The organism is Sulfitobacter aquimarinus (assembly GCF_040149565.1).
Taxonomy (GTDB): Bacteria; Pseudomonadota; Alphaproteobacteria; order Rhodobacterales; family Rhodobacteraceae; genus Sulfitobacter; species Sulfitobacter aquimarinus.
On the sequence record NZ_JBEFLO010000007.1, the window covers coordinates 118,868 to 142,577 of the forward strand.

Consider the following 23,710-nt stretch of genomic DNA (forward strand, 5'->3'; position numbering starts at 1 on the left):
TCACTCTTTGCGCCCCGTCGTAACGGCCACTGGCACAAGCAGCGGGAGGGCGCTAGCAAGGTTGTAACAGTAAATTCGGGGATGAATACGGCAAATGGATGGTCTTTTGCAGCAGTTGCGTGGCGGGCGTCTGATGGCGCGGGTAATGCGCAGCACCTCGTGGATATTGCTGGGCTATGGCGGCTCTCAAGCGCTGCGGCTCGGCTCGAACCTGATCCTGACGCGGCTTTTGTTCCCCGAGGCCTTTGGCCTGATGGCGCTGGTGGGGCTGGTGACGATGGGGTTGATGCTGTTCTCGGACGTTGGCATCGCGCCCTCGATCGCGCAAAGCAAGCGCGGCGATGATCCGGATTTCCTCAATACGGCGTGGAGCATTCAGGTCTTGCGCGGGGTGATCCTGTTCACTGTCGCCTCTGCGCTGGCCCTGCCATTGGCGGCATTTTATGACGCGCCCGAGCTTGCGACCTATTTGCCCATCGCCGCCGTGGCGCTGTTGATCACAGGGTTCAACCCCACGCGGATCGAGACGGCGCATCGGCATTTGTTGATGGGGCGGCTGACGGTGCTGGACCTGTGCGCCCAAGTGATTGGCATCACGGTGATGATCGTGCTGGCGTGGTGGACGCAATCGGTGATCGCGCTGGTGATCGGCGGCGTGGTCACGCCTTTGGCGAAGCTGGCGCTGACATGGACCTATCTGCCCGGTGCGCCCAACCGCTTTCGCTGGGAAACGGCAGCGATGCGCGAGCTGGTCACCTTTGGCAAATGGATCTTCCTCAGCACGGCGTTCTGGTTCTTTGCCTCCCAAGGGGACCGTGCGGTTTTGGGCAAATTCCTGAGCCTCGAAAGCCTTGGCATCTATAACATCGCCTTCTTCCTCGGGGCCTTTGCGCTGCAACTGGGCAGTAGCGTGACAGGGCGGGTGATGATCCCCGTCTACCGCGATGCAAAGCACGAGACGGGCAAGATCGCAAAACTGCGCTTTGGCCTCAGCGGCGTGACGCTGTCGCTGCTGCTGGTGATGGCCTTTGCGGGGCCGTGGCTGGTGGGGGTTCTTTATGATCCGCGCTATGCTGCGGGTGGCGCGATTGTGACGCTGCTGGCCGTGGCGCTGATCCCGCAGATCATCGGGATGAGCTATGATCAAGCAGCGCTTGCCGCAGGCGATTCACGCGGGTTCTTTGTGGTGTCGGCCAGCCGTGCAGTGCTGCAAATCACCTGTCTGTTGGTGGGGGTCAGCCAGTTTGGCCTGATTGGTGCGATTGTCGGCATCGGGGTCGCCCATGTGCTGACCCATCCCGTTATCATCTGGCTGGCGCGCAGCCATGACGCGTGGGACATGCGCCATGACGTGTTCTTTGCTCTGGTGGCGGGGGGATTGGGCGCAGTGGCCGTCTGGGCCCATTTCGACGCGATCGCCGCGTTAACCGCGCTGGTCTAGGCGTTGCGGGCCATCCGTGCAGCACGACCTGCCTTGCCCTTTTCGCGCCGTTTCTCACGCGCACGCCGCCACTTCGAGCTTTGGTACTTGGGCGCCAGTTCGGGGATCGAGACAACAGGCAATACGCCCGTCTCGCGCTTCATCTGACGGGCCGAGCGGATGACGGGGCGGCGCAGCTCCAACAGCCACGCGATGACAAAGGCCAGACCCGTGGCCGCAACAGCGCCCATGATCGCCCGCTTTTTCTTGCTCATCGTGATGGGATAGTCGGGGACTTGCGCTTCCTCGATGGTGGTCAGGCGTTCGCCTTGGGCGCCGACCTCGAGGTTAAAGCCCACTTGGGCCTCGTTGCGGCGGGTGGCGATTGCCTCCAGCTGGGTGCGCAACTGCTCCATGCGGCGGTCGAAATCGGCCAAGGCACGCTCGGTCTCGGGTGAGTTCTGGATTGTTTGCTGTAGCTCGGTGCGGCGACGGTCCAGCAGGGTGCGTTGTTCGGTCAGGGTTTGCAGCTGGATGTCGAGCGCGCGTTCTTCGCGCTGCACGGTCGAGGCACGCGCCGAGCGGTCGATCTGGGTGCGGGCAAGCTGCGTTGTGATAATCTCGCGGTCCAGATTAAGGATCGCCTCGTTCAGCTGTGCGACTTCGGACATGCGAAATTCGACGCCGCCCTCGACGCTCAGGTCGTTGTCGCTGCGGTAGGTCTCCAGCTCGGCTTCGAGGCTGGCGATATTATCCAGCACAACCTGCTCTTGCTGCTGGAAAAAAGCCAGCGTCTGTTCGGTTTGCTCGCGTCGCTGGGCGGTCATCAGGGCGCGGGTTTGTTCGGCAAATTCATGGGCCACGTCACGGGCCAGCTGGGCTTGCTCCATCTCGGCGGTGATGGTCAGCACCGAAATCGTGCCATCATCGGCAAAGCCTTCGCGGGCGGCGGCCACGCCTGTGATGCTGACGGCCTGGCGCAGCAATTGCACCTTTTCGCTGGGTTTGAGCGCTTCGAGATTGCCGTAAAGCCCGTATTTATCAATGATAGCCTGAAGGCTGCCCCGCGCCATCAGCTTTTGCTGAATGAGCTGCAAGCGCCGCGCCGAGGAACCCTCGACGGTTGAGCGGGCCAATTCATCGTTGATGGTGGGCTGCTCTACCTGAATAACCTCGGACGAGCGGTACAGATGCACATAGCTGAGCGCCCAGTACAGCGACCCGATGCAGCCCAGAACGATGACAAGCACGATGATCGCTATGCGCCGCCGCGTCATGTCGAGGAAATCCTGCCATGTATAAATCGGACCCATATCTGCCTCGCTTGGACCTGTTTTTTACCCTTCAAACAGGGCAAGCCACCCGTGAAGGGCAGCTGTTTTAACCGCAATAAACTTAAATTCGGGCTATTATATGACGCAACCTGTACCGTGCAAGGCGGTTAGAAACGCTCGATACTGGAGGCGCGGGCGCGGTTCAGGATCACCCCCAGCAGCGGCACCTGACCGTCAAGAACACGCTCACACTCGGCGATGTGTTTGGCCATGGTCTGCGTCCCGTCCGAGACAAGAAGGATGCCGTCAAGCTGTGGCAGGAAGGCCGATGTGTCATCATGGCTCAGCAGCGGGGGCATGTCATACAGCACGATGTCGGGGCGCAGGGCTGCGCGCATCTCTTCAAGGCTGGCGGCGGTGGCGGGGTCTTGCATAATTTCTGCGGCGTCAGCGTGCGCTTTGGCCCCAAGGCCCACGGCCAGCGTGTCAGAGGCGCGCAGGACATAGTCGCTGATCGCGACATCGCCCGCCAGAAAATCACGCAGATCGCCTGCGGCGCTTGCGTCCATGTCCAGCGTCTTTGCAACGCCGGGGTCGCGCATGTTGAAATCCATCAGCACCGTGCGCGATGACGGCACACGCGACAGGCTTGCCGCGAGGTTGGCGGCCGTAAATGTGGTGCCGCAGCCAGCAGTAGGAGAGGCGATGCCAATGTTGACCCAGCCATGCTGCGTGACCGTCTGGCGCAGGCGCGTGCGCAGCAAGTCAAACGCACGGGACACATCCGTGGCGCGGAAATCTTCGGCGGCCTGGCTGCCATCCAGAATATGCTGGTCCTTGCCCGGAGCCTGTTCGTGCAGCACACCCCACAAATCGCGGGGAGCGACAACCAGATCAGGCTCTGCATCAATCACGACGGGTGCCGCTTTGGGGGCTGCATTCTCCAACACCATATCAACATCTTCCAGAACAGGCGCATCGGCAAAGCGTCGCGGGCGGGTAAAGCTGCCCTGTGCAGGCACCATCAGGTCACCGCGCTCTGCCGATTGGTCGGCAGACGAGGAGGCGTAATTATCCTTCATCGGGGCGGGCTTTCGGGGTTTGAACATGCGTTTGATATAACGCAGATCTGGTGGGATTCAAATATGGCGTGTGTTCCGCGATCAGCAGCCGGTGCGGCGCAGCATCACGCCGACTGTTTTAAAGATAATGGCAATGTCGCCAAAGACCGACAGCGTCTTGTTATAGGTCGCGTCCACTTCGTTACGGAAGGAAAAGCGGTTCTCGTTGCGGGCAGAAATCTGCCACAGGCCGGTGATACCGGGACGCAGGGCAAAGTAATGCGCCGCGTTGCCATACATGGGCAGCTGCTCGGGCATCATCGGGCGCGGGCCAATCAGGCTCATCTCGCCTGTCATGACGTTCCACAGTTGCGGCAGCTCGTCCAGCGAGGTCGAGCGCAGCACCGCACCCACGCGGGTGACGCGGGGGTCATTGATGAGTTTCTGTTTCTCGTCCCACTCGCGGCGCATTTCGGGGTCGGCGGCCAAAGTCGCCTCCAGCACCTTATCGGCGTCACGCACCATGGTGCGCAGCTTCAGGATTGAAAAACGCTTGCCGTTCTGGCCCAGACGGACCTGACGGTAAAAGGGGTTGCCCCCTTCGATCCACAGCGCGATCGCGCACAGCGCCACGATGGGCAAAAAGAAGGGGAGGCTGAGCAAGACAAAGACAGTCTCCATCGCTCTTTTACCGCCGTCACGGTAAACCGACGCGGGGGTCGCGGCGGCGTCGGCGTCAAACGACAGATCAACCGCACGCGCCAGCATGTGCTGAACGTCGGATGTCACGGAAGTAGTCGCAAGGCGCGACAGGCCGTAACCGGGCTGATCAGAGTGAAACTTCTTCATAGTGTTAACCCCCCAGGGTCATCTGTTTGTCGTAGGTGGCGTTGCGATCCATTCGCAGCATCCGGTCGTATGAAGGTGAGGGTCTTACAGTCGGTTTCGGCAATGGCAGGTGCCGGATCAGAGTGTTGTCATCTCGTCTTCGTATGCGCGGGGCCGGTGTGGCCCGTTGCAAGGGTAAGTCGTTGGTAGAGCGCACCATGCGGCGCTGCCCGCGTCATGCCAGATAGATAACAGAATTTCGACACAATTGACGGGGAATTTTTGAAACAAACTGTTTCGTATGACACAACAGCGCGGTTTGCTGATTTTAATGACTCTTCTATCAACATGTCGGGGGAAGGTAAGGTGGCAGCCCGTAGGGGAGTCGAACCCCTCTTTTCAGGTTGAAAACCTGACGTCCTAACCGATAGACGAACGGGCCACACTTGGTGTGCGCTTCCTAAGCAATCGCGGCACAGCACGCAAGCGGAAATATGCGTGGATTGTCGTTTTTTTTACGCTAGGCGCGGGCGGCGTCTTCCAACCGCAGTTGGACGCTTTGCCGACCCTGCCATGTGTTGATGTCCAGCCGCCCTGCAAGGTGAAAATGCGCGCCTCCGTGCCCTTCAAGCGCGGGGCCAAGCGCCGAATCAAATGCGCCAAAGCAGATGGCATCCATGCGGGTGCCCAAACCGTCACCAAAACTGATCTTCAGGTGGCTTTCACCCACACGGCGCGCCGAAAACAGCCGCATGTCCGCAAAGACATAGCGCGGGGCGGGGGCGCCGGCGCCAAACGGCCCTGCTGATTCGACCTGTTGGGTCAATTCGATGCTGGCCGCAGCGGGCATCAACATTCCGTCGAGCCGCAGATCGGACGGCCCACGCAGATGTGCGCCCTGTTTCTCCAACAGCGCGTTCAGGGCTGACATCGCCTCTTCCAGTTTGCCTTCTTCCACGGTCAGGCCCACGGCCATCTTGTGACCGCCCCCTTTGAGCAGGACACCCTGCATGCTGAGCTTTTGGATACACGCGCCCAGATCAACGCCCGTGACCGACCGCCCCGAGCCTTTGCCGATTCCGTCGTCCAGCCCGATCACAACCGCAGGGCGGCCTGTGGCTTCTTTCAACCGCGAGGCAACGATGCCCACAACACCAGGGTGCCAGCCATCGCCCGCGGCCCAGACCAAAGCGCCGTCGGTGCCGCGTTCTTCGGCCTGCGCCAGCGCCTGCGCCCGTACCGCGTTTTCGACATCGCGCCGTTCGGTGTTGAGCGCGTCCAGACGCTCGGACAAAGCTGCGGCTTCGTGCGGGTCGTCGGTGGCCAGCAGGCGTGCGCCCAGATCGGCCTTGCCCACGCGCCCCCCCGCGTTGATGCGCGGCCCCAGCATAAAGCCAAGGTGATAGGCGGCAGGGGCGGTATCCATGCGCGCGACATCGGACAGGGCGGCAATGCCCACCCGCGCGCGTCGCGCCATCACGGTCAGCCCTTGGCGCACAAAGGCGCGGTTCACCCCGATCAGCGGGGCCACATCGGCCACGGTGGCAAGTGCGACCAGATCCAGCATCGACATCAGGTCAGGGCCTTTGGCACCTGCTTCGCGCAACTGGCGGCCCGCTTCGACCAGCATCAGGAACACAACGGCGGCGGCACAAAGATGCGCCAACGTGCCGTCTTCGTCCTGACGGTTGGGGTTCACGACGGCGTGGCAGTCGGGCAGGGTTTCACCGCCGAGGTGGTGGTCCAGCACGATGACATCGGCCCCTTTGGCCGCCGCGATGGGCCCATGCGAAAGCGTGCCGCAATCAACGCAGATAATCAGATCGTGATCCCGCGCCAGCGCGGACATGGCTTCATCATTGGGGCCATAGCCTTCGTCGATGCGGTCAGGGACGTAAAGTGTGGCGGCCATGCCCATGTCGCGCAGCCACACCAGCAACAGCGCGGCAGAGCTGCCACCATCCACGTCGTAATCGGCAAATACCGCAATCCGCTGCCGTGCTTTGACGGCGGCAAGGAACCGTTCAGCTGCCTTTTGCATGTCGCGCAGGCTGCGGGGGTCGGGCAGCAGGTCACGCAGGGCGGGGGCAAGGAAGGCTTGCGCCTCCTCCGATGGGACACCGCGCCGTGCCAGAACCTGCGTCACGGCCATGGGCAGGCCGGTCTGTTGGTGCAGCGCTTCGGATGCGCGGACGGCCTCGTTGCCAGGGCCAATCCAGCGCCGCCCGCTCAGCGAGGCCTCAACACCCAGAAAGGCAGGCGCTTGGGTCACACTTCCTCGATTCGCAGGGCGACAGGGTCGCCCGACACGACAGAGGTATCGGCAAAGGCCGCCAGCGCATGGTCAATGTCGGCGCGGGTGGTTTTATGGGTAACGATCAGGACGGGCGCGGCCTTGTCGGCGTGGCCGTATTGGCGCATCCGGTCGATGCTGACGCCCGAATCCCCCAGCACGGCAGCGACTTTTGCCAAAGCACCCGGTTTGTCGGTGATCGCCATGCGCAGATAATAGGCGGCGGGCCGTTGGCTGAGCGCGGGTGTGGCGGCCTTCAGGGTGGTTGCAGGCTGGCCAAAGACGGTGCCGCGATAGCCGCGGGCGATGTCACAGATATCGGACAACACGGCGCTGGCCGTCGGGCCTGCGCCCGCACCTGCACCGCGCAGCACAATCTGGCCCACGGCATCGCCTTCCAGCACGATCATATTGGTGCCGCCCTGAAGCTGACCCAAAGGCGACGTATCGGGCACAAGGCAGGGCTGCATGCGCTGTTCCAGCCCGCGACCCGTCATTTGCGCCACGCCCAGCAGCTTGATCTTGTAGCCCATGTCGGCGGCGGCGCGGATGTCCTCGATCGAGACCCGCTCGATTCCCTCCAGCTCGATCCCTGCGAAATTGACCTGTGTGCCGAAGGCCAGCGACGACAGCAGCGCCAGCTTGTGCGCCGCATCAATGCCGCCCACGTCCAGCTGCGGGTCGGCCTCCAGATAGCCAAGCCCGTCTGCCTCGGCAAAAACGTCAGCGTAGGGCAGGCCCGCGTCCTCCATCCGTGTCAGGATATAGTTGCACGATCCGTTCATCACGCCCATCACGCGGGTAATCTCATTCCCCGCAAGCCCTTCGCCCAAGGATTTGATGACGGGAATGCCGCCCGCAACGGCTGCCTCGTATTTAAGCGCGCAGCCCTTGGCCTCGGCGGTTTCGGCCAATGACTGGCCGTGCATGGCCAGCATCGCCTTGTTGGCGGTGACCACGTCTTTGCCCAGCGCCAGTGCGGCCTCGGTTGCGGCTTTGGCGGGGCCGTCTTCGCCGCCCATCAATTCAACAAACACATCCACATCGTCGCGTTTGGCCAAGGCGACGGGATCATCCTCCCATGCGTAGGACGACAGGTTTACGCCACGGTCCTTGCCCTTGCTGCGGGCACTTACGGCGGTAATCTCGAGCGTGCGTCCCGTGCGGGCGGTCAAAAGAGCGGCCTGCGTGCGCAAAATCTGCACAACGCCTGCGCCGACTGTTCCCAAACCCGCAATCCCGAGGCGAAGTGGTTTTGACATGGGGGCTGTTCCTTTGACCAATGCTGCTTTGCCCGTGATGTAGCGTGATCGCCGCGCCAGCACAACTTGTCAGATTCGCCTGCGGGGTTAGCGTAAACCCTGCGCCAGACGCTGCCGTTCGCGGCCCGTCAGGACCGAACCGCGCAAGCCCGCAGCCCGCGCGCGCAGGGCGGCAACACGCGCATCAATCGCGGCGGTGGCCTGCGCAGGCTCGACCCCCGTTTGGGCGGCGCGGGCCAGCAACGGGTCCAGCGGAACAAGGGCGGGGTAATCGCTGTTTTGCAATTCGGGCGTCAGCGTGCGGTCAAGGGCGGGAAACTGCGTGCAGCCAGTGGCCAGTCCGGCCGAGAATATCAAAATGAGGGTGCTGCGTTTCATGGCAACAGGTGTGCACCGTGTCGGGGTGTTTTTGCAAGAGCGCACTGCGACAGCTTTACTTTTTGAACATCTGTTCAGATAGTCGCCCCATGGCACGTACCGCAGGATCACATTCAGACATCACCGGCCCCCGCGTCCGCGAGGCGGCGCTGCGGCTGTTCGCGCGGGGCGGCTATGCTGCCGTATCCATGCGGGCCATTGCCGCCGAAGTGGGCGTGCAGGCGGGGGCGCTGTATAATTATACGCCCGACAAACAAAGCCTTCTGTTCGATCTGATGGAAGGTCACATGACCGAGCTGTTGGCCGCCAGCCGCGATGACGCGAACCTTGGCCCCGAAACGCGGCTGCACGACTTTGTCGCCTTTCACATCGAATTTCACCACGCCCGCGCCGATGCGGTCTTTATCGCTTATATGGAGCTGCGCAACCTCACGCCCGCGAATTTCGCCCGTATCGAGGCCCTGCGCCGCGAATACGAGGATGGGTTGGAGGCGATCCTGCGCGACGGTGTGGCGGCGGGGGACTTCAATGTGGCGGACACAAAGATCGCGACACTTGCGATCATTGCGATGCTGACGGGGGTGAACACGTGGTTCCGCGATGGCGGGCGGCTGTCGCTGCGTGAGGTCACGGCGCAGTATTGGGATATGGTGCGCCGCGCCGTGATTTGAGCGTTAGTGTGCAGGCTTGATAAACGTCCCGTTGTTCAGCTCGGTCACCGCTTGGATCAGCTCTTCGCGGGTGTTCATCACGATTGGGCCGTGCCAGGCCACAGGCTCGTCTATCGGCGCGCCCGAGATCAGGAGGAATCGCAGCCCTTGCGGTCCTGCCTGCACCGTCACCTCGTCACCCGTGCCAAACCGCACCAGCGTGCGGTCGCCCGACATGTCGCGGATGTTCAGCTCTTCGCCCGCGACCTCTTTTTCCAGCAAAACGCCAGAGGGGCGCGAGGCGTCAACAAAGGCGCCAGCACCTTGGAAAATATAGGCAAAGGCGCGGCGGTAGGTGTCGATTTTAAAGGTCTTGCGCACGCCTGCGGGGACAGTGATGTCGAGGTATTGCGGATCGGCTGCGATGCCGTCTACCGGACCGCGCTTGCCCCAGAACTCTCCTGTAATGACGCGCACATGGGTGCCGTCGTCGTCTGTCACCTCGGGGATCGCATCGGCAGTGACGTCCTGATAGCGCGGCGCGGTCATTTTCTGCGCCGAGGGCAGGTTGCCCCACAGTTGAAAGCCATGCATCTGGCCGCGTGCGTTTCCATGGGGCATTTCCTGATGCAAAATGCCTGACCCCGCGGTCATCCATTGCACATCACCCGCGCCCAGCGTGCCTGTGTTCCCAAGGCTGTCTGAGTGCTCAACCGTGCCTTCCAGCACATAAGTAATCGTTTCGATCCCGCGGTGGGGGTGCCAGGGGAAGCCCTGCTCGAAATCAATGGGCCGCTCATTACGGAAATCATCGAACAGCAAAAACGGGTCCAGCTCGCTTGGGTCCTGAAAGCCGAAGGCGCGGTGCAGTTTGACGCCGGCCCCCTCCATCGTGGGCTGGGCTGCGCGGGTCTCGAGTGTGGGTCTGAGGGACATGGGATGTTCCTTGTTGTTGCCGTGTGTATGTAGGGCGGGGGGCGGCATCGCTCAAGCTGGCGCTGTGCACGGGGGCTGTGCAAAAATGCTCAGCCGCGGGCCCACCACTGCGCGGGCTTGGCCCGCCCGCCGCGTTTGCGGTCCAACCAAAGGGCCAATTTGCGGGCAGGCGACAGGGCGAGGCGCAGCCATACCCTGTGATGGCGTTTGGAGAAATCGCGGTTGAACGGGCAGACCCGCATACAAATCGCGCAATCCGATGCCATTTTCGCCCAAAACCCGAAACACTTGCCTGCGTCTGATGTCCATTTGCGCACGCCTTTGATCTGCGAAGGATCGGCCCCGCTGATTTGTGGCGGCCCGTAGGGCAGCGCTTTGACGGGGCAGGCATCGGCGCATTTGGTGCAAATGTCGCAAAACGCACGCACGCCGGGTAGGCGCGGGGCATCATGGGCCAGCGGCAGGTTGGTGAAGATTTTCGAGAACCGCACACGCGGGCCGAACTGCGGCGTGATCACCATCTGGTTGCGCCCGTATTCGCCCAATCCCGCCTTGATCGCATAGGGAATCACCAGCCCTGTGTCATTCATCGAGGCCGTCGCCTCATACCTAAGATTGCGGATATAGGCGGCGACCTGCATGACAATCGCCGCCTCATGGCTGTATTCGCGCCCCGTTGCAGCCCCCGCCAGCGCGGAGGGGTAGGTATCAACCAGTTCGGCATCCATCGCATGGGCCATGACGATAACGGAAGTGATGCCTTCGGGCAGATCGTTTGGCGCCTCCGTCATGTCGCGGGTATCGACGCGGGTGGCATAGAGGAATCGCGGATCGGCATCGGTGATCCCGCACAGGTCCGCCCCAAAGAATGCGGCGACTTTCTTTACCTCGCGGGCCATGTCGGCGGGTGTGCCGATGTCGGCGCGGGTGGGGGCCACGGGCGTGTCATTGTGAATGGGCGCTTGGAACCCTTCGCGCGTGCCCGCATCCGCACGCCTGTCCGATATAATGTCCGACACCAGCCACGCCGCATTGCGCAGCGCGAAATCGCGGGTGGTAAAGCCGTCGCCACGGCGCGGGGCGGCCTCCATCCGGTAGGAGGCGAAAAAGGCATCAGTCTGTTTGGTTCTGACTGTCGGGTCCCAAAAGGCGCGTGTGAAGATGTCATTGCGCTGGGCAAAGCGGGCGAAGTCTGGCGTTGTCTCAATGCCTGCGGCGGCGTCTGTGTCAGGGTGTGATGTCATGGCCGCAGCATGAAAGTGCAGGGCGGGGATGTCAAAGGTCGCATTTGGGATGGACGCGGCGGCGCGGGCTGGCACAGTCGGGGCAACTGGATAGGGAATTGAGTTATGAAAATCGGATTTATCGGGCTGGGCAATGTGGGCGGCAAGCTGTCGGGTAGTTTGCTGCGCAACGGGGTGGACCTGATGGTGCATGATCTGGATGTGGAGCTGGTTGCGGGGATGGTCGCGGACGGTGCGAAGGCGGGCGGCAGCCCTGCGCAAATGATGCAGACATGCGACGCGGTGATCACCTGCTTGCCCAGCCCTGCGGCCAGTGCTGCGGTGGTCGAGCAGATGCTGCCGCAGGTCACGTCAGGCAAAATCTGGATCGAGATGTCGACCACAGACGCGAGCGAAATCAAACGCCTCGGTGCGCTTGTCCAGGCCGCGGGGGGGCAGGCTGTCGATTGCCCCGTCTCGGGCGGGTGCCACCGCGCAGACACAGGCAACATCAGCATCTACGCAGGCTGCGACCGCCCTACGTTTGAGCGTGTCTTGCCGATCCTTACCTTTATGGGGCGGCGCATTTTGCATGTGGGTGATCTGGGAAATGCCAGTGTTCTCAAGGTGATGACGAACTACCTTGCCACGGCCAACCTTCTGACGATTTGCGAGGCGCTGACAGTGATGAAGGCGCAGGGCATGGATATGGGTATGACCTATGAGGCAATCGCCATGTCCTCGGGCACCAGCTTTGTGCATGAAACCGAAAGCCAGCTGATCCTGTCAGGCTCACGCGATGTCAATTTCACGATGGACCTGATCCAGAAAGACATCGGGCTGTTTCAAAAGCTTGCCGATGACGCGGGCGTGCCGCTCGAAATCTCGCCTTTGGTCATTGATATGATGCGTGACGGGCAAAACCGATACGGCGAGCGGGCGCAATCGGACCGCATGATCGAGCGGTTGGAGGAGGAGACGGGCCTCGAGATTCTTGCCGAGGGCTTTCCGCAAGAGTTGGTGGACGATGAACCCGAAGAACGCGGATACGAGGTGCGCCCCAAGCGGTTGATGTAACGGTTTAGGGTCGGGCGTTATCTCGCTGATATGTATTCTGAAATCGTACTTGCAGGCGCGCCAATCGGGCTGTGCCTGTTTTTGTGCCTGTGCGGATTGGCTTGCTGGTCTTGTGATCTGCGGCTAGGGGTCTGCAAACCCAAGGAGAGCCGCCATGACCTCAGACACCACACCCCTCACCGATCCCAACGAAGTGCTCGCGGTGGTAAAAGCATCGACGGGGCGTCGGATATTGGGGCTGGGCTCGCTTTTGCTGTTGGGCGTTTTGCTGGTCTACATCGCGGTGGTGCAATCGCCTGAAATACAGTGGCGGTTGTTTTTGCTGGTGCTGGGTGTTGCGGTTTTGTGGCTGGCCGACCGCATGCGCCGCGCGACAGAAACCCAGCTGGAGCTGACCGAGACAGAGTTGCGCGACAGCGATGGCACCGTCATCGCCCTCGTGGACGAGATCGAAGGGATGGACCGCGGGTTCTTCGCCTTCAAACCCTCCAACGGGTTTTTGCTGCGCACAAAAGACAAAGGCGAAAACGAATGGCGGCCTGGGCTTTGGTGGCGTTTGGGGCGGCGCATTGGCGTGGGGGGCATGACGTCGGCGCATCAGACAAAGCAGATGTCGGAAATTCTGGCGATCATCATGGCCAAACGGGATATGGCCGCGTCCGAGTGATTTGGTATCGCTTGGGGGCGTAGCCCCGCCAGCAAACATAAAAAGCCCCCGAACGGTAATACCTTTCGGGGGCTTTTGATTTAGTCAGTCGCGTGCTGCGATCACAGGTCGCTCCACAACACCTGCGGGGCATAGCGGGGGCGCGTGAAGATGAAGTTATGGATCTCACGCTGGCCAAGACCGGTGTTGAAGGGGGAAGCGTAGTGGGCAAAGGTTTCCACCACGATCATCCGCTCGTTGTGCACCATGGTGGGCAGCTTTTCGGTCCAGCCGCGCACTGTCTGGTTTTCCAATGGAATGGCGTAGCCTTCGGTTTTGGACCAGTCCAGTTTGAAGATGTCGTCGCGTTCATCATAGCGTACGATGGACACGCGGATCGTGCTTTCCTGCGGGTCGCGGGTCAGCTCGTCGAACAGGGCATGCGCACCGGTCAGATAGTCACGGTCCAGCGGCAGCGTCTCGCGAGAGACCATGTCGCCCAGCGTATAGGCCGCTTTTTGGTGCATCGAATATTGACGGAATGCATCGAAGATGGTGAACATCGAGATCACGACAAAGAACATCAGCGGGATCATGATAATCGCTTCGAGTGCTGCAACGCCGCCTTCTTCTTCTTTGGCGAAGCGGCTGTTTTTGGTGCGGTTTACAAGGCGCGTAATCATTATCTTGGCTCCTGAACGAAGGTGGACATTGAGGCCATCATGGCGTTGCCGTCACCGTCTTTTAGCAATTTCTTGCCCAGACCTGCGAAGGCAAAGCCGGGTTTGAACTTGTAGCAAGCGCGCAGCAGCATGACTTCGTGCTGTTTGCCCAGCGACCAGCCGCGTTGTGGGTTCACGGGGGCGCTTTGGTCGTAGCACTGCGTCATTTCGGGCAGGCCGGTGAATTCACGCAAGTTGACAGGTGCCATTTCGAGGACCAGATTGTCGTCGCAATCCGTAATGCCACCGGCGTTGATGCAAATCGCACGCTTCAAGTCGTCGTGGCTGAATTGCATACCTGTGTTCAGGCGCACTTCGCGGGTTGTGATTTCCAGACCGCGGTCCAGTTGCATCTGGCGGATCGAATAGACGCTCAGCTCGATGCCGAAGAAGAAAGCATAGATCAGCATGGGTGTCAGGATCATGAATTCAAGCGTCAGGGTGCCACCGTCTTGGGACTTGCGAAAGCGCCGCAGGTGATTTCTCATTGAAGTAATCATTGTGTGAGCCTCAGCTGGTTGATTTGGCGCGCGATGGCTTTGAACGCGTCCTTGATTTCGACACCCTCAACCCGGAAGAAGTGGCTGGGGGAAGATGCACAGTTTTCCATCACACCGGCACTGTGGTCCGAGACTTCAAAGCCGATAGACCAGATCACGATGTTCTTTTCCTTGGCGGCGTCACAGACGTTGCCCAGCAGTGTGTCACCATAGTCAGGCCAGTATTTCAGGTACTTGAACTGGTTGTGGTAATAGCTTTGCACATAGCGGGAGAGGTACCAATCAAGGTTGTAGCGGTTCCAGTGCGCTGCATGGCTTGCGTTTGCATAGTAGTTGTCGTTGATGCGGTAGGAGTAGTGGTTTTTCCCGTCTGTCATCAGGATAACTGTTTTCAGCGTCTCGTGATCGTTAAAGCTGGCTGGACGGGCAGAGAATGCCTCATCTGCGTCGCCGCTGGCGATCAGGCTTTGTGTGATTGTGTTGAAGTCAGGATCAAGCAGGCCGGCGGCCCATTTCATACCTGCAAAGATAGACGTACTGCCGCGTGGCACCAATTGGCTGATCTTATACTTGAGCGCGGCAACGTCCTGGCTGAACGCGACGATGTCTTCGTAAGAGCCGGACGGGCACACAGGTGTGTCCAGCGTGTTGCTGTACCCGTTATAGCCCCAGTCAAAGTGCTGGACCTGTTTATAGGTCTTGTTGCGTCGCATCGTGCTGGTGTCGAAATCGCTCTCCGAGAACTCCATGCAGTGGCTGTAGGAGTTGTTCCAGTTCACGTTGAAGTGGCTCATGATTTCCGGGCCGGCGCTGACGTGTTCGGAATAGGGAATGATCGACAGGGAAACCAGATCCTCGGTAGAGGGGTTGATGACGGTGTCGACAAAGACGTTTGCCGCATCGCGCAGCTGGGACATCTTGTCGCCTTCGCTCATGGAGCCGGAGATATCCAGCACCATCGAGATTTCCACATTGTTCACACGCTCTTCGGCTTCGGCGTAGCTGCGCAGTGGCAGCTCGTCGATGCCGAGCATATTCATAAAGTTGGTGGGCGTGACGCTGTCCGAGTTCACGGAAACTGTGCGAAAGTTCAGACCCTCGTCAACCGTGACGGAGTTGGCGCGATCCGGAATGCCTGCTTTATCAAAGTAGTCCTGCACCACTTCGGTGGGGTCCAGCGTTTGATCAAGGTCGGCAGCCGCCAGCACAGCGCGGTCGGCTGTGTTCTGGATGCGCACGCGCTCCATCTCGTTGCGCTGCATGTCAAAGTAGATGCCCCCGATCAGGATCATACCACCAAGCATGGCCAGTGCAGCGAACGTCAGTGCGCCGTCTTCCTCTTGCGCAAAGCGGCGCAGGGAGGGCGGTTCCTTTCTTCCCGATATCGCTGGGATGTGCGTCGTCGAAAATAGTTTTGACATCAGTTTTACCTTTCCTGCCCCGTCCTGTCGCAGCGACAGAGTTGTGGCTGTATCAGCGTGATTTATGAGTGATGAAAGTGGCCAAAGTTGGGCAAAATGCTGCCGATAAGCCATATTTTAAAGGGGTTTTGGCTACATTCGGGGGCGCATTGGGGCGAGTGTTTCGAATGTGTAAACAGTCGGCCTTATTTCGCGCCCTGCGTGGTTAACGCAAAGGCTGAGTCGTGGTTAACGCTTGTGGCATGAGTCTGCCCTGATTCCAGTGCCTCAACGGTAGGCCGCTCTTAGGTGTTGTCAAAGAGCGTGGCACCCGTGGCCGCCAGCAGCGCGGCGGGGGTAATTTCAAAGACGGTCTCGGGGGCGCCGCCTGCACCCCACACACTGGCGTATTGCAGCAGTGCGCGGTCCATGAATGTCTCGATCTCGCACAGGTGGCCGATCGGGGCGACACCGCCAATCGCAAAACCCGTCTCGCGGCGCACCCGCTTTGGATCGGCGCGCACCAGCGCCTCGCCGAACAAGGCTTCGGCCTTATCAAGGTTAAGATCGTGGGCACCGCTGACCAACACAAGCTTAAGCGCGCCCGTCACAGCCCCCTCGAACAGAAGGGATTTGGCGATCTGTCCCACGGCGCAGTCCAGACCCTGCGCCGCCTGCGCTGCGGTGCGGGCGCTGACGGGCAGGGTGATCACGTCAATCTCAAGCCCTGCACCGCGGGCCGCTTGTTTGACACGGTTTACGCTTTTTCCCACAGGTTTTGGCCCCTCATTCCGGTATACCACGGCGTACAATGGGCCGCTCGGCCGCCAAGACACAAGGGGGGCACAACTTTCTCGGTAGAATTGTTCTTAAACCGACTAAAAAAGTGGCACTTTGCGCAGCGCGGGCATAGGGTGCCGTCAAGGCAACCGCGCGTTCGGTGCCCCCAACCCTGATGATATTCTGACTGCACAAAAGGCGTCCTCCCCCATGAGCCAATCCCAAAACGAGCCGAGCTTTCGCGAAAGCGTTGAAATGATGTTCAACCGTGCGGTTGATCTGATGGATCTCAAACCCGGTCTGGTCGAGAAAATCCGCGTATGTAATGCAACCTATACCGTCCGTTTCGGCGTGCGCCTGCGCGGGGACATCCATACCTTCACCGGCTACCGCTCGGTCCATTCGGAGCATATGGAGCCCGTCAAAGGCGGCATCCGCTTTTCCATGGGCGTCAATCAGGACGAGGTGGAGGCGCTGGCCGCCCTGATGACCTTCAAATGCGCGCTGGTCGAGGCGCCCTTTGGCGGCTCCAAGGGGGGACTGTGTGTGGATCCCAAAGAGTGGGAGGATCACGAGATGGAGCTGATCACCCGCCGCTTTGCCTACGAGCTGATCAAACGTGACCTTATCAACCCGTCGCAAAACGTGCCCGCTCCCGACATGGGCACGGGCGAGCGTGAGATGGCGTGGATCGCGGACCAGTACAAGCGGATGCACACCACCGACATAAACGGTGCTGCCTGTGTGACAGGCAAGCCGATCAACGCAGGCGGCATTCAGGGCCGCACCGAGGCGACGGGCCGCGGCGTGCAATACGCCCTGCGTGCGTTCTTCCGCGATGATGAGGGCGTCAAAAAGGCGGGCCTGTCAGGCACGCTCGACGGGAAGCGCGTGATTGTGCAGGGCTTGGGCAATGTGGGCTACCACGCCGCCAAATTCCTGAGCGAGGAAGACGGCGCACCTGTGGTTGGCGTGATCGAATATAACGGTGCGATCTGGAACAGCGATGGCATCGACATCGAAGCGCTTAAAACCCACATCACCGAGACGGGTTCTCCCAAAGGCTTTTCAGGCGGTGAGTTCATCGAGAACGGCGCAGAGCTGCTGGAGAAGGAGTGCGACATCCTGATCCCCGCAGCACTTGAAGGGGTGATTAACCTGGGCAACGCGGACAAGGTGCAGGCGCATCTGATCATCGAAGCCGCCAACGGTCCCGTCACCGCAGGCGCGGACGAGATTTTGCGCGACAAGGGCACGGTCATTATCCCTGACATGTATGCAAATGCGGGCGGCGTGACGGTGAGCTATTTTGAATGGGTCAAGAACCTCAGCCATATCCGTTTCGGCCGGATGGGACGGCGTCAGGAAGAAAGCCGCCACCAGTTGATCGTGGACGAGCTGGAGCGGATCAGCCGCGATACCTCGATCAACTGGACGCTAAGCCCTGACTTCAAGGATAAATACCTGCGCGGCGCGGGTGAGTTGGAGCTGGTCCGCTCGGGGTTGGACGACACCATGCGCATCGCCTACGATTCTATGGCGCAGGTCTGGCACAGCCGCGACGACGTGAGCGATCTGCGCACGGCGGCCTATCTTGTCGCGATCGGGAAGGTGGCAGCCAGCTATCACGCCAAGGGGTTGTGACATGAAATACGGGTTGGCGCTTGCCTGTGCGCTGCTCGGCGCACCTTTGGCGGCAGAGACGGCCGTGTATGGGGCGGTCGATCTGACAGGGTTGGCGAAAGGGAACTGGCCCCTCAACCCCGGTTTCGAGAGCCACAACACGATGGTCTGCAATGTCAACGGCCCCGACGGGTTCCTGAGCATCCGCTCGGGACCCGGATCGGATTTCAAAGCGGTGCGCAAGCTCTACCGTCTTGCGATTGTCGAAGTAGACGCGCGCGAACGCCGCGGCCCTTGGGTGCGGGTGGTCACGGCCTACCGCACCGTCTCGCCCGAGGGGCGCGATGTGCCTTACAAGCCGCTGCCGGTGCAGGGCTGGGCGCATGACGGGTATTTGTGCAGTTTCATCCACTAGGGGCCGGTTGACCCCATGAATATCTAACCCTTTTATCTACTGGACCGAATTGACCTTCAAAGGTCGCTTTTTGGATTGCGGGGCAGGGCGGGCTTCGCCAAAGTCGGGGGCAGTATTCAGGGGGATGGTATGCGGTTTTCAGGCTGGCGTATTCTGCGCGAAGGGCTAACAGGCAACAAAGGCTGGCAGCCCCATTGGCGCGATGCCGAACCCAAGGCCGAATATGACGCGATCATCATCGGCGGTGGTGGCCACGGCCTGTCGACAGCGTATTATCTGGCCAAAGAGCACGGCATGACGAATATCGCCGTGATCGAAAAAGGCTATCTGGGTGGCGGGAATGTCGGGCGGAACACGACGATTGTGCGGGCCAACTACTTCCTTGATGGCAACTCGCAGTTCTACTCCCACTCGCTGAAGTTGTGGGAGAACCTTGAACAGGACCTGAACTATAACGTGATGCTGTCGCAGCGCGGGCAGTTGATGTTGTGCCATTCCGACGGGCAGCGCGATGCTTTTGCGCGGCGCGGCAACTCGATCGTGGGACAGGGGGATGACGCCGAGCTGCTGGATGTGGAGGGCGTGCGCAAGATCGCGCCCTATCTGGATTTCGAGAATATCCGCTTCCCGATCTATGGCGGGCTATTGCAACGCCGCTCGGGCACGGCGCGGCATGATGCGGTGGCATGGGGCTATGCGCGCGGTGCGAGCGCACGTGGCGTGGACCTGATCCAGCAGTGCGAAGTCACGGGGATCGATATCGAGAACGGCGTGGTGCGCGGGGTGCAGACCACACGCGGGGCGATCCGTGCCAAGAAGGTGGGGATCGTCGTCGCGGGCCGCTCGGGGCAGGTGGCGGCGATGGCGGGGATGCGCCTGCCGATTGAAAGCCACGTCTTGCAGGCCTTCGTGACCGAGGGGCTGAAGCCGGTGATCGACAATGTGATCAGCTTTGGCATGGGCCACTTCTATATCAGCCAGTCCGACAAGGGCGGCTTGGTCTTTGGCGGCGATCTGGATTTCTACGCCTCTTATGCCGCGCGGGGCAACCTGCCCATGGCAGAGCATGTGATGGAGGCGGGCATGACCCTGATGCCGATGATCGGTAAGGCCAAGGTCTTGCGGTCATGGGGTGGGATTATGGATATGACGCCCGATGGCTCACCCATCATCGACAAGACCGAGACCGAGGGTTTGTTCATCAATTGCGGTTGGTGTTACGGCGGATTCAAGGCGGTGCCCGGGTCGGGGAACTCATTCGCGCATCTGATGGCCACGGGCACGCATCACGCACCTGCGGCGCGGTTCCGGCTGGACCGGTTCCGCACGGGGCGTGGCCTGATGGATGAGGAGGGGACCGGTGCGCAGCATAACCTTCATTAGAGATGTCGCGCCCGTAGCTGGCTGCGGGATTGAGTTTATAGGCAAAATAAAGAAGCACGGGTGCGCTGTGGATGGCGGCGTTTGGGCTGGGATTTGGGGAGTGGCACGATGAGGATACCTTGTCCTTTGTGCGGGGAGCGGGACCGGCGCGAGTTTTATTATCGCGGCGCTGCGGTGGTGCGGCCTGCGGTGGATGCGGGGCCAGCGGCGTGGGACGGTTATGTGCATTTGCGCGATAACCCTGTGGGGCGGACCCGTGATTTGTGGCATCACGAGGCGGGTTGTGGCGCGTGGTTGGTTGTCACCCGCGATACGGTGACCCATGAGGTGTTCGGCGCCGAGCTTGCGGCGGCGGCGGGTCTGCGGGAGGGCACGTCATGAGGGTCTCGACCCAAGCGCCGGGCGAGGTGGTGCGGTTTCGGTTTGACGGTGTCGGCTACACGGGGCGTGTGGGCGATACGGTGGCTTCGGCGTTGCTCGCGAACGGGGTGCGGCTGATGGGGCGGTCGTTCAAGTATCACCGTCCGCGTGGGGTGTTGTCCGCAGGCTCGGAAGAGCCGAATGCGCTGGTGACGGTCGGGCGCGGCGCGCAGGCGGAGCCTAATGTGCGGGCGACTGTGCAAGAGATCTATGAGGGGTTGGAGGTCCGCTCGCAATCGGCGTGGCCGTCGCTGCGCTTTGATGCGATGGCGGTGAATGATCTGGCCGCTCCGTTTTTGGGGGCGGGGTTTTATTACAAGACCTTCATGTGGCCCAAGGCATTTTGGGAAAAGCTGTACGAGCCTGTTATCCGCCGTGCGGCGGGCCTTGGTGCGCTGAGTGGTAAGCACAACCCCGATACCTATGACAGCGCGTTTGCGTTTTGTGATCTGTTGGTGATTGGCGCGGGGCCGTCCGGCCTGATGGCGGCGCGGGTGGCGGCCGAGGCGGGCCTTGACGTCATCTTGTGTGATGAGGACTTTGAGATGGGCGGGCGGTTGCTGGCCGAGGTTGAGGACGTCGGCGGGATACCTGCGCAAGACTGGGTAGCGGAACAGAGCGCTGCTATGGCAGCGATGCCCAATGTGCGCCTGATGTCGCGCACCACGGTGACGGGTGCCTATGATGGCGGCGTGTACGGCGCGTTGGAGCGGGTGACGCACCATCTGCCGCGCAGTGCAGCGCCGCTGGAGTGTTTCTGGAGGATTACCGCCAAGCGCATTTTGCTCTGTGCTGGTGCGTTGGAGCGCCCGATTGCTTTTGAGAACAACGACAGGCCGGGGATCATGACAGCGGGGGCCGTGCGGGCCTATGTGAACCGCTGGGGCGTGGCGCCTGCCAAAACGGTTGCGGTGTTTGGCAACAACGATGATGCGCACCGCACGGCGCGGGATTTGCATGCCGCAGGCGTGACGATTGCAGCGCTTATCGATGCGCGGGCGGATGCGGATGTGGGCGATGTGCCTTATCCTGTGCATCTGGGGGCGCAGGTCATCGGCTCCAAGGGGCGATTAGGGCTGTCGGGCATCAAGGTTCGGACTGCCAATGGCAAGGTTGAACAGATTGCGACGGAATGTCTGGCCGTCTCTGGCGGATGGAACCCCACGGTGCATCTGACCTGTCACATGAACGGGCGGCCGCAATGGCGCGAGGACATCGCGGCCTTTGTGCCGACCCCTGATGCGGTGCCGGGGCTGGAGGCCGTGGGTGCGTGCAACGGGACGTTCTCTACCGCTGGCTGTCTGGCCGAGGGGGCGCAGGCGGCGGCACGGGTTGTTGTGGCGCTGGGCGGGACGGCGGCGCAGGTCGCGGTGCCGCAGGCCGAGGATGCGCCCTACAATATCTCACCGCTTTGGGCAGTGGAGGGCAAGGGCCGTGCGTGGCTTGATTTCCAGAACGACGTCAGCGTCAAGGACATCAAACAGGCCGCCGTAGAGAACTTCCGCTCGGTCGAGCATATGAAGCGCTATACCACGCAAGGCATGGCGACGGATCAGGGCAAGAATTCGAACGTGGGCGCGCTGGCGGTGCTGGCCGATGCCACGGGGCGCGGGATACCCGAGACGGGCGTGACGACCTTCCGCCCGCCTTATTCACCGATTGCGATTGCCGCTTTGGGCGCGGGATCGCAGGGCAAGGGCTTTGCCCCGCAGCGGTTGACCACCAGCCATGCGGGATCATTGGCGCGCAACGCGCCGATGATCGAGGCGGGGCTGTGGTATCGCCCCAGCTACTTCCCCCGCGAGGGCGAGACGACGTGGCGGCAGTCTTGCGACCGCGAAGTGGGATGCGTGCGCAACAGCGTGGGCATCTGCGATGTCAGCACGCTGGGCAAGATCGACATTCAGGGCCCTGACGCGGGCAAGCTGCTAGATCTGGTCTATACCGGTATGTTTTCGACCCTGAAGGAAGGGCGCGTGCGCTATGGCCTGATGCTGCGCGAGGATGGCACGGTCATGGACGACGGCACCTGTGCGCGCATGGGGCCTGCGCATTATGTGATGACCACGACCACCGCCGCCGCTGGCGATGTGATGCGGCATCTGGAATTCGTGACCCAAGCTTTGCATCCCGAATGGGACGTGGCCTTTACCTCTGTGACCGAGCAATGGGCGCAGTTTGCCGTGGCGGGGCCGCAGTCGCGGGCGTTGCTGAATGATCTGCTGGATGCACCCGTCGACAATGACAGCTGGCCGTTCATGGCCTGCGGTGAAATCAGTGTGCTTGGCGTGGCTGGGCGGCTCTTCCGCATCTCCTTCTCGGGTGAACATGCTTACGAGATTGCAGTGCCTGCGCGGTACGGGGCGGCCTTGTTTGAGGTACTCGTCAAACGGGCCGAGGCGATGCAGGGTGGCGCCTACGGGATGGAGGCGCTCAACGTGCTGCGCATCGAGAAGGGGCACATCACCCATTCGGAAATCCACGGGCGGGTGACGGCCTTTGACGTGGGGATGGCGCGTATGATCTCGCCCAAGAAAGACTGCATCGGCAAGGTGCTGGCAGGGCGCGAAGGGTTGGTTGACCCGCTGCGTGAACGCTTGGTCGGGCTGCGGCCTGTGGGCGCGGTGAAGCAGCTGAGCGCGGGCGCGCATATCTTTGATGCAGGGGCGGCGCATGTCCATGCCAACGATCAAGGCTATGTCACCTCGGTCTGTTTTTCGCCTGATCTGGGGGTGATGATCGGACTTGGCTTTGTCAAAGGCGGGCCTGACCGCATGGGGGAGCGGATGGTCGTGCGCGACCATGTCCGCGATCTGACCGTCGAGGTCGAGCTTTGCAGTCCCGTTTTCATTGATCCCGAAGGAGGGCGCGTGCGTGGATAGCCTAACCCCAACCAGCGCCTGTGCGGGGCTGTTGCCGCTGAGCGTGGGCCGCATGACAGTCACAGAGATGGACTGTGGTCCGATCACATCGGTGACGCCGTTCAAAGCCGCGTCAATTGCCGCGTTAGAGCGGGCGCTGGGCATGCCGTTTCCTGCGCCGTTGCAGACCACCTCGGACGGCGCGGCGCGCTGTGTCTGGGTCGGGCAGGGCGAGGCGTTGTTGATAGGGGTGGCCCCTGATGCGGGGCTGGCCGCGCTGGCGGCTGTGGTGGACCAGTCGGACGCCTGGGCTGTGGTGCAATTGGACGGCCCGCATGGGGCCGAGGTGATGTCACGGCTGTCGCCTGTGGATCTGCGACAGCATGTGTTTGGCATCGGTGACACGCTCCGCACGCAGTTGGGGCATATGAACGCCAGCATCACGCGGCTGGACGACGACCGCCTGATGATAGCTGTTTTCCGCTCAATGGCGGGGACACTTGTTCACGATTTAGCGCGTGCACTGGAAGCTGTCGCCGCACGGGGGTAGTCTGCGCA

General features: G+C 61.3%; 22 protein-coding genes and 1 tRNA gene. 10 read left to right on the forward strand and 13 right to left on the reverse strand.

Annotation, left to right across the window (positions count from 1 at the left end; translation table 11 throughout):
• Positions 1-94 precede the first annotated feature (94 nt).
• The gene (locus tag ABMC88_RS13605) at positions 95-1,441 is read left to right on the forward strand and encodes an oligosaccharide flippase family protein (RefSeq protein ID WP_349577446.1); all 1,347 of its coding nucleotides are present in this window, start codon (positions 95-97) and stop codon (positions 1,439-1,441) included.
• On the opposite strand, the gene ABMC88_RS13610 is transcribed toward ABMC88_RS13605, so the two are convergent.
• The 7 genes from ABMC88_RS13610 to ABMC88_RS13640 form a co-directional block, all read right to left on the reverse strand.
• Complete coding sequence (locus ABMC88_RS13610) at positions 1,438-2,733, reverse strand: GumC domain-containing protein (protein WP_349577447.1); 1,296 nt, start codon at positions 2,731-2,733, stop codon at positions 1,438-1,440. The genes ABMC88_RS13605 and ABMC88_RS13610 overlap by 4 nt on opposite strands.
• A gap of 128 nt (positions 2,734-2,861) precedes the next feature.
• On the reverse strand, positions 2,862-3,776 hold the full coding sequence (locus ABMC88_RS13615) for a CpsD/CapB family tyrosine-protein kinase (RefSeq protein ID WP_349577448.1): 915 nt from the start codon (positions 3,774-3,776) through the stop codon (positions 2,862-2,864).
• An 81-nt stretch (positions 3,777-3,857) separates the two neighbouring features.
• Complete coding sequence (locus ABMC88_RS13620) at positions 3,858-4,604, reverse strand: sugar transferase (RefSeq protein ID WP_349577449.1); 747 nt, start codon at positions 4,602-4,604, stop codon at positions 3,858-3,860.
• 346 nt (positions 4,605-4,950) lie between these two features.
• A tRNA-Glu gene (locus tag ABMC88_RS13625) sits at positions 4,951-5,025 on the reverse strand.
• A 78-nt stretch (positions 5,026-5,103) separates the two neighbouring features.
• Entirely contained in the window at positions 5,104-6,855 is a 1,752-nt protein-coding gene (gene recJ / locus ABMC88_RS13630; protein ID WP_349577450.1) for a single-stranded-DNA-specific exonuclease RecJ, read from the reverse strand.
• Entirely contained in the window at positions 6,852-8,138 is a 1,287-nt protein-coding gene (locus tag ABMC88_RS13635) for a homoserine dehydrogenase (RefSeq protein WP_349577451.1), read from the reverse strand. Before ABMC88_RS13635 ends, recJ begins: the two co-directional genes overlap by 4 nt.
• Before the next feature lie 87 nt (positions 8,139-8,225).
• Positions 8,226-8,516: a hypothetical protein gene (locus tag ABMC88_RS13640; protein WP_349577452.1), complete on the reverse strand. Its 291-nt coding sequence runs from the start codon at positions 8,514-8,516 to the stop codon at positions 8,226-8,228.
• Between the two features lie 89 nt (positions 8,517-8,605).
• Between ABMC88_RS13640 and ABMC88_RS13645 the strand changes: the two genes are divergently transcribed.
• On the forward strand, positions 8,606-9,187 hold the full coding sequence (locus ABMC88_RS13645) for a TetR/AcrR family transcriptional regulator (protein WP_349577453.1): 582 nt from the start codon (positions 8,606-8,608) through the stop codon (positions 9,185-9,187).
• A gap of 3 nt (positions 9,188-9,190) precedes the next feature.
• Here ABMC88_RS13645 and ABMC88_RS13650 read toward each other — a convergent pair whose 3' ends face one another.
• A complete protein-coding gene (locus tag ABMC88_RS13650; RefSeq protein ID WP_349577454.1) occupies positions 9,191-10,102 on the reverse strand; it encodes a pirin family protein in 912 nt (303 codons plus the stop codon).
• Between the two features lie 89 nt (positions 10,103-10,191).
• On the reverse strand, positions 10,192-11,346 hold the full coding sequence (locus tag ABMC88_RS13655; RefSeq protein ID WP_349577455.1) for a 4Fe-4S double cluster binding domain-containing protein: 1,155 nt from the start codon (positions 11,344-11,346) through the stop codon (positions 10,192-10,194).
• Between the two features lie 105 nt (positions 11,347-11,451).
• Here ABMC88_RS13655 and ABMC88_RS13660 point away from each other — a divergent pair, with 105 nt between their 5' ends.
• Both ABMC88_RS13660 and ABMC88_RS13665 read left to right on the forward strand, forming a co-directional pair.
• Entirely contained in the window at positions 11,452-12,402 is a 951-nt protein-coding gene (locus ABMC88_RS13660) for an NAD(P)-dependent oxidoreductase (RefSeq protein WP_349577456.1), read from the forward strand.
• 154 nt (positions 12,403-12,556) lie between these two features.
• Entirely contained in the window at positions 12,557-13,069 is a 513-nt protein-coding gene (locus ABMC88_RS13665) for a hypothetical protein (protein ID WP_349577457.1), read from the forward strand.
• Between the two features lie 101 nt (positions 13,070-13,170).
• Here ABMC88_RS13665 and ABMC88_RS13670 read toward each other — a convergent pair whose 3' ends face one another.
• The 4 genes from ABMC88_RS13670 to ABMC88_RS13685 all read right to left on the reverse strand — a co-directional run bounded on the left by ABMC88_RS13670 (position 13,171) and on the right by ABMC88_RS13685 (position 16,443).
• On the reverse strand, positions 13,171-13,731 hold the full coding sequence (locus ABMC88_RS13670) for a TadE/TadG family type IV pilus assembly protein (protein WP_349577458.1): 561 nt from the start codon (positions 13,729-13,731) through the stop codon (positions 13,171-13,173).
• Entirely contained in the window at positions 13,731-14,258 is a 528-nt protein-coding gene (locus tag ABMC88_RS13675; protein ID WP_349577459.1) for a TadE/TadG family type IV pilus assembly protein, read from the reverse strand. Before ABMC88_RS13675 ends, ABMC88_RS13670 begins: the two co-directional genes overlap by 1 nt.
• Positions 14,259-14,266: 8 nt before the next feature.
• Positions 14,267-15,691: a pilus assembly protein TadG-related protein gene (locus tag ABMC88_RS13680; protein WP_349577460.1), complete on the reverse strand. Its 1,425-nt coding sequence runs from the start codon at positions 15,689-15,691 to the stop codon at positions 14,267-14,269.
• Between the two features lie 284 nt (positions 15,692-15,975).
• Positions 15,976-16,443, reverse strand: coding sequence for a YbaK/EbsC family protein (locus ABMC88_RS13685; RefSeq protein WP_349577461.1), 468 nt, complete (start codon positions 16,441-16,443; stop codon positions 15,976-15,978).
• A 217-nt stretch (positions 16,444-16,660) separates the two neighbouring features.
• On the opposite strand from ABMC88_RS13685, the gene ABMC88_RS13690 reads away from it, so the two are divergent.
• The 6 genes from ABMC88_RS13690 to ABMC88_RS13715 all read left to right on the forward strand — a co-directional run bounded on the left by ABMC88_RS13690 (position 16,661) and on the right by ABMC88_RS13715 (position 23,702).
• Positions 16,661-18,094 carry a Glu/Leu/Phe/Val family dehydrogenase gene (locus ABMC88_RS13690; RefSeq protein ID WP_349577462.1) on the forward strand — a complete coding sequence of 478 codons (1,434 nt, stop codon included), beginning with the start codon at positions 16,661-16,663 and terminating at the stop codon, positions 18,092-18,094.
• Between the two features lies 1 nt (position 18,095).
• On the forward strand, positions 18,096-18,488 hold the full coding sequence (locus ABMC88_RS13695) for an SH3 domain-containing protein (RefSeq protein WP_349577463.1): 393 nt from the start codon (positions 18,096-18,098) through the stop codon (positions 18,486-18,488).
• Positions 18,489-18,617: 129 nt separating this feature from the next.
• Positions 18,618-19,871 carry a sarcosine oxidase subunit beta family protein gene (locus ABMC88_RS13700; RefSeq protein WP_349577464.1) on the forward strand — a complete coding sequence of 418 codons (1,254 nt, stop codon included), beginning with the start codon at positions 18,618-18,620 and terminating at the stop codon, positions 19,869-19,871.
• A 108-nt stretch (positions 19,872-19,979) separates the two neighbouring features.
• Positions 19,980-20,252: a sarcosine oxidase subunit delta gene (locus ABMC88_RS13705; protein ID WP_349577465.1), complete on the forward strand. Its 273-nt coding sequence runs from the start codon at positions 19,980-19,982 to the stop codon at positions 20,250-20,252.
• A complete protein-coding gene (locus tag ABMC88_RS13710; protein WP_349577466.1) occupies positions 20,249-23,173 on the forward strand; it encodes a sarcosine oxidase subunit alpha family protein in 2,925 nt (974 codons plus the stop codon). The genes ABMC88_RS13705 and ABMC88_RS13710 overlap by 4 nt, the downstream gene beginning before the upstream one ends.
• Complete coding sequence (locus ABMC88_RS13715; protein WP_349577467.1) at positions 23,166-23,702, forward strand: sarcosine oxidase subunit gamma; 537 nt, start codon at positions 23,166-23,168, stop codon at positions 23,700-23,702. Before ABMC88_RS13710 ends, ABMC88_RS13715 begins: the two co-directional genes overlap by 8 nt.
• The last annotated feature ends 8 nt before the right edge of the window (positions 23,703-23,710 follow it).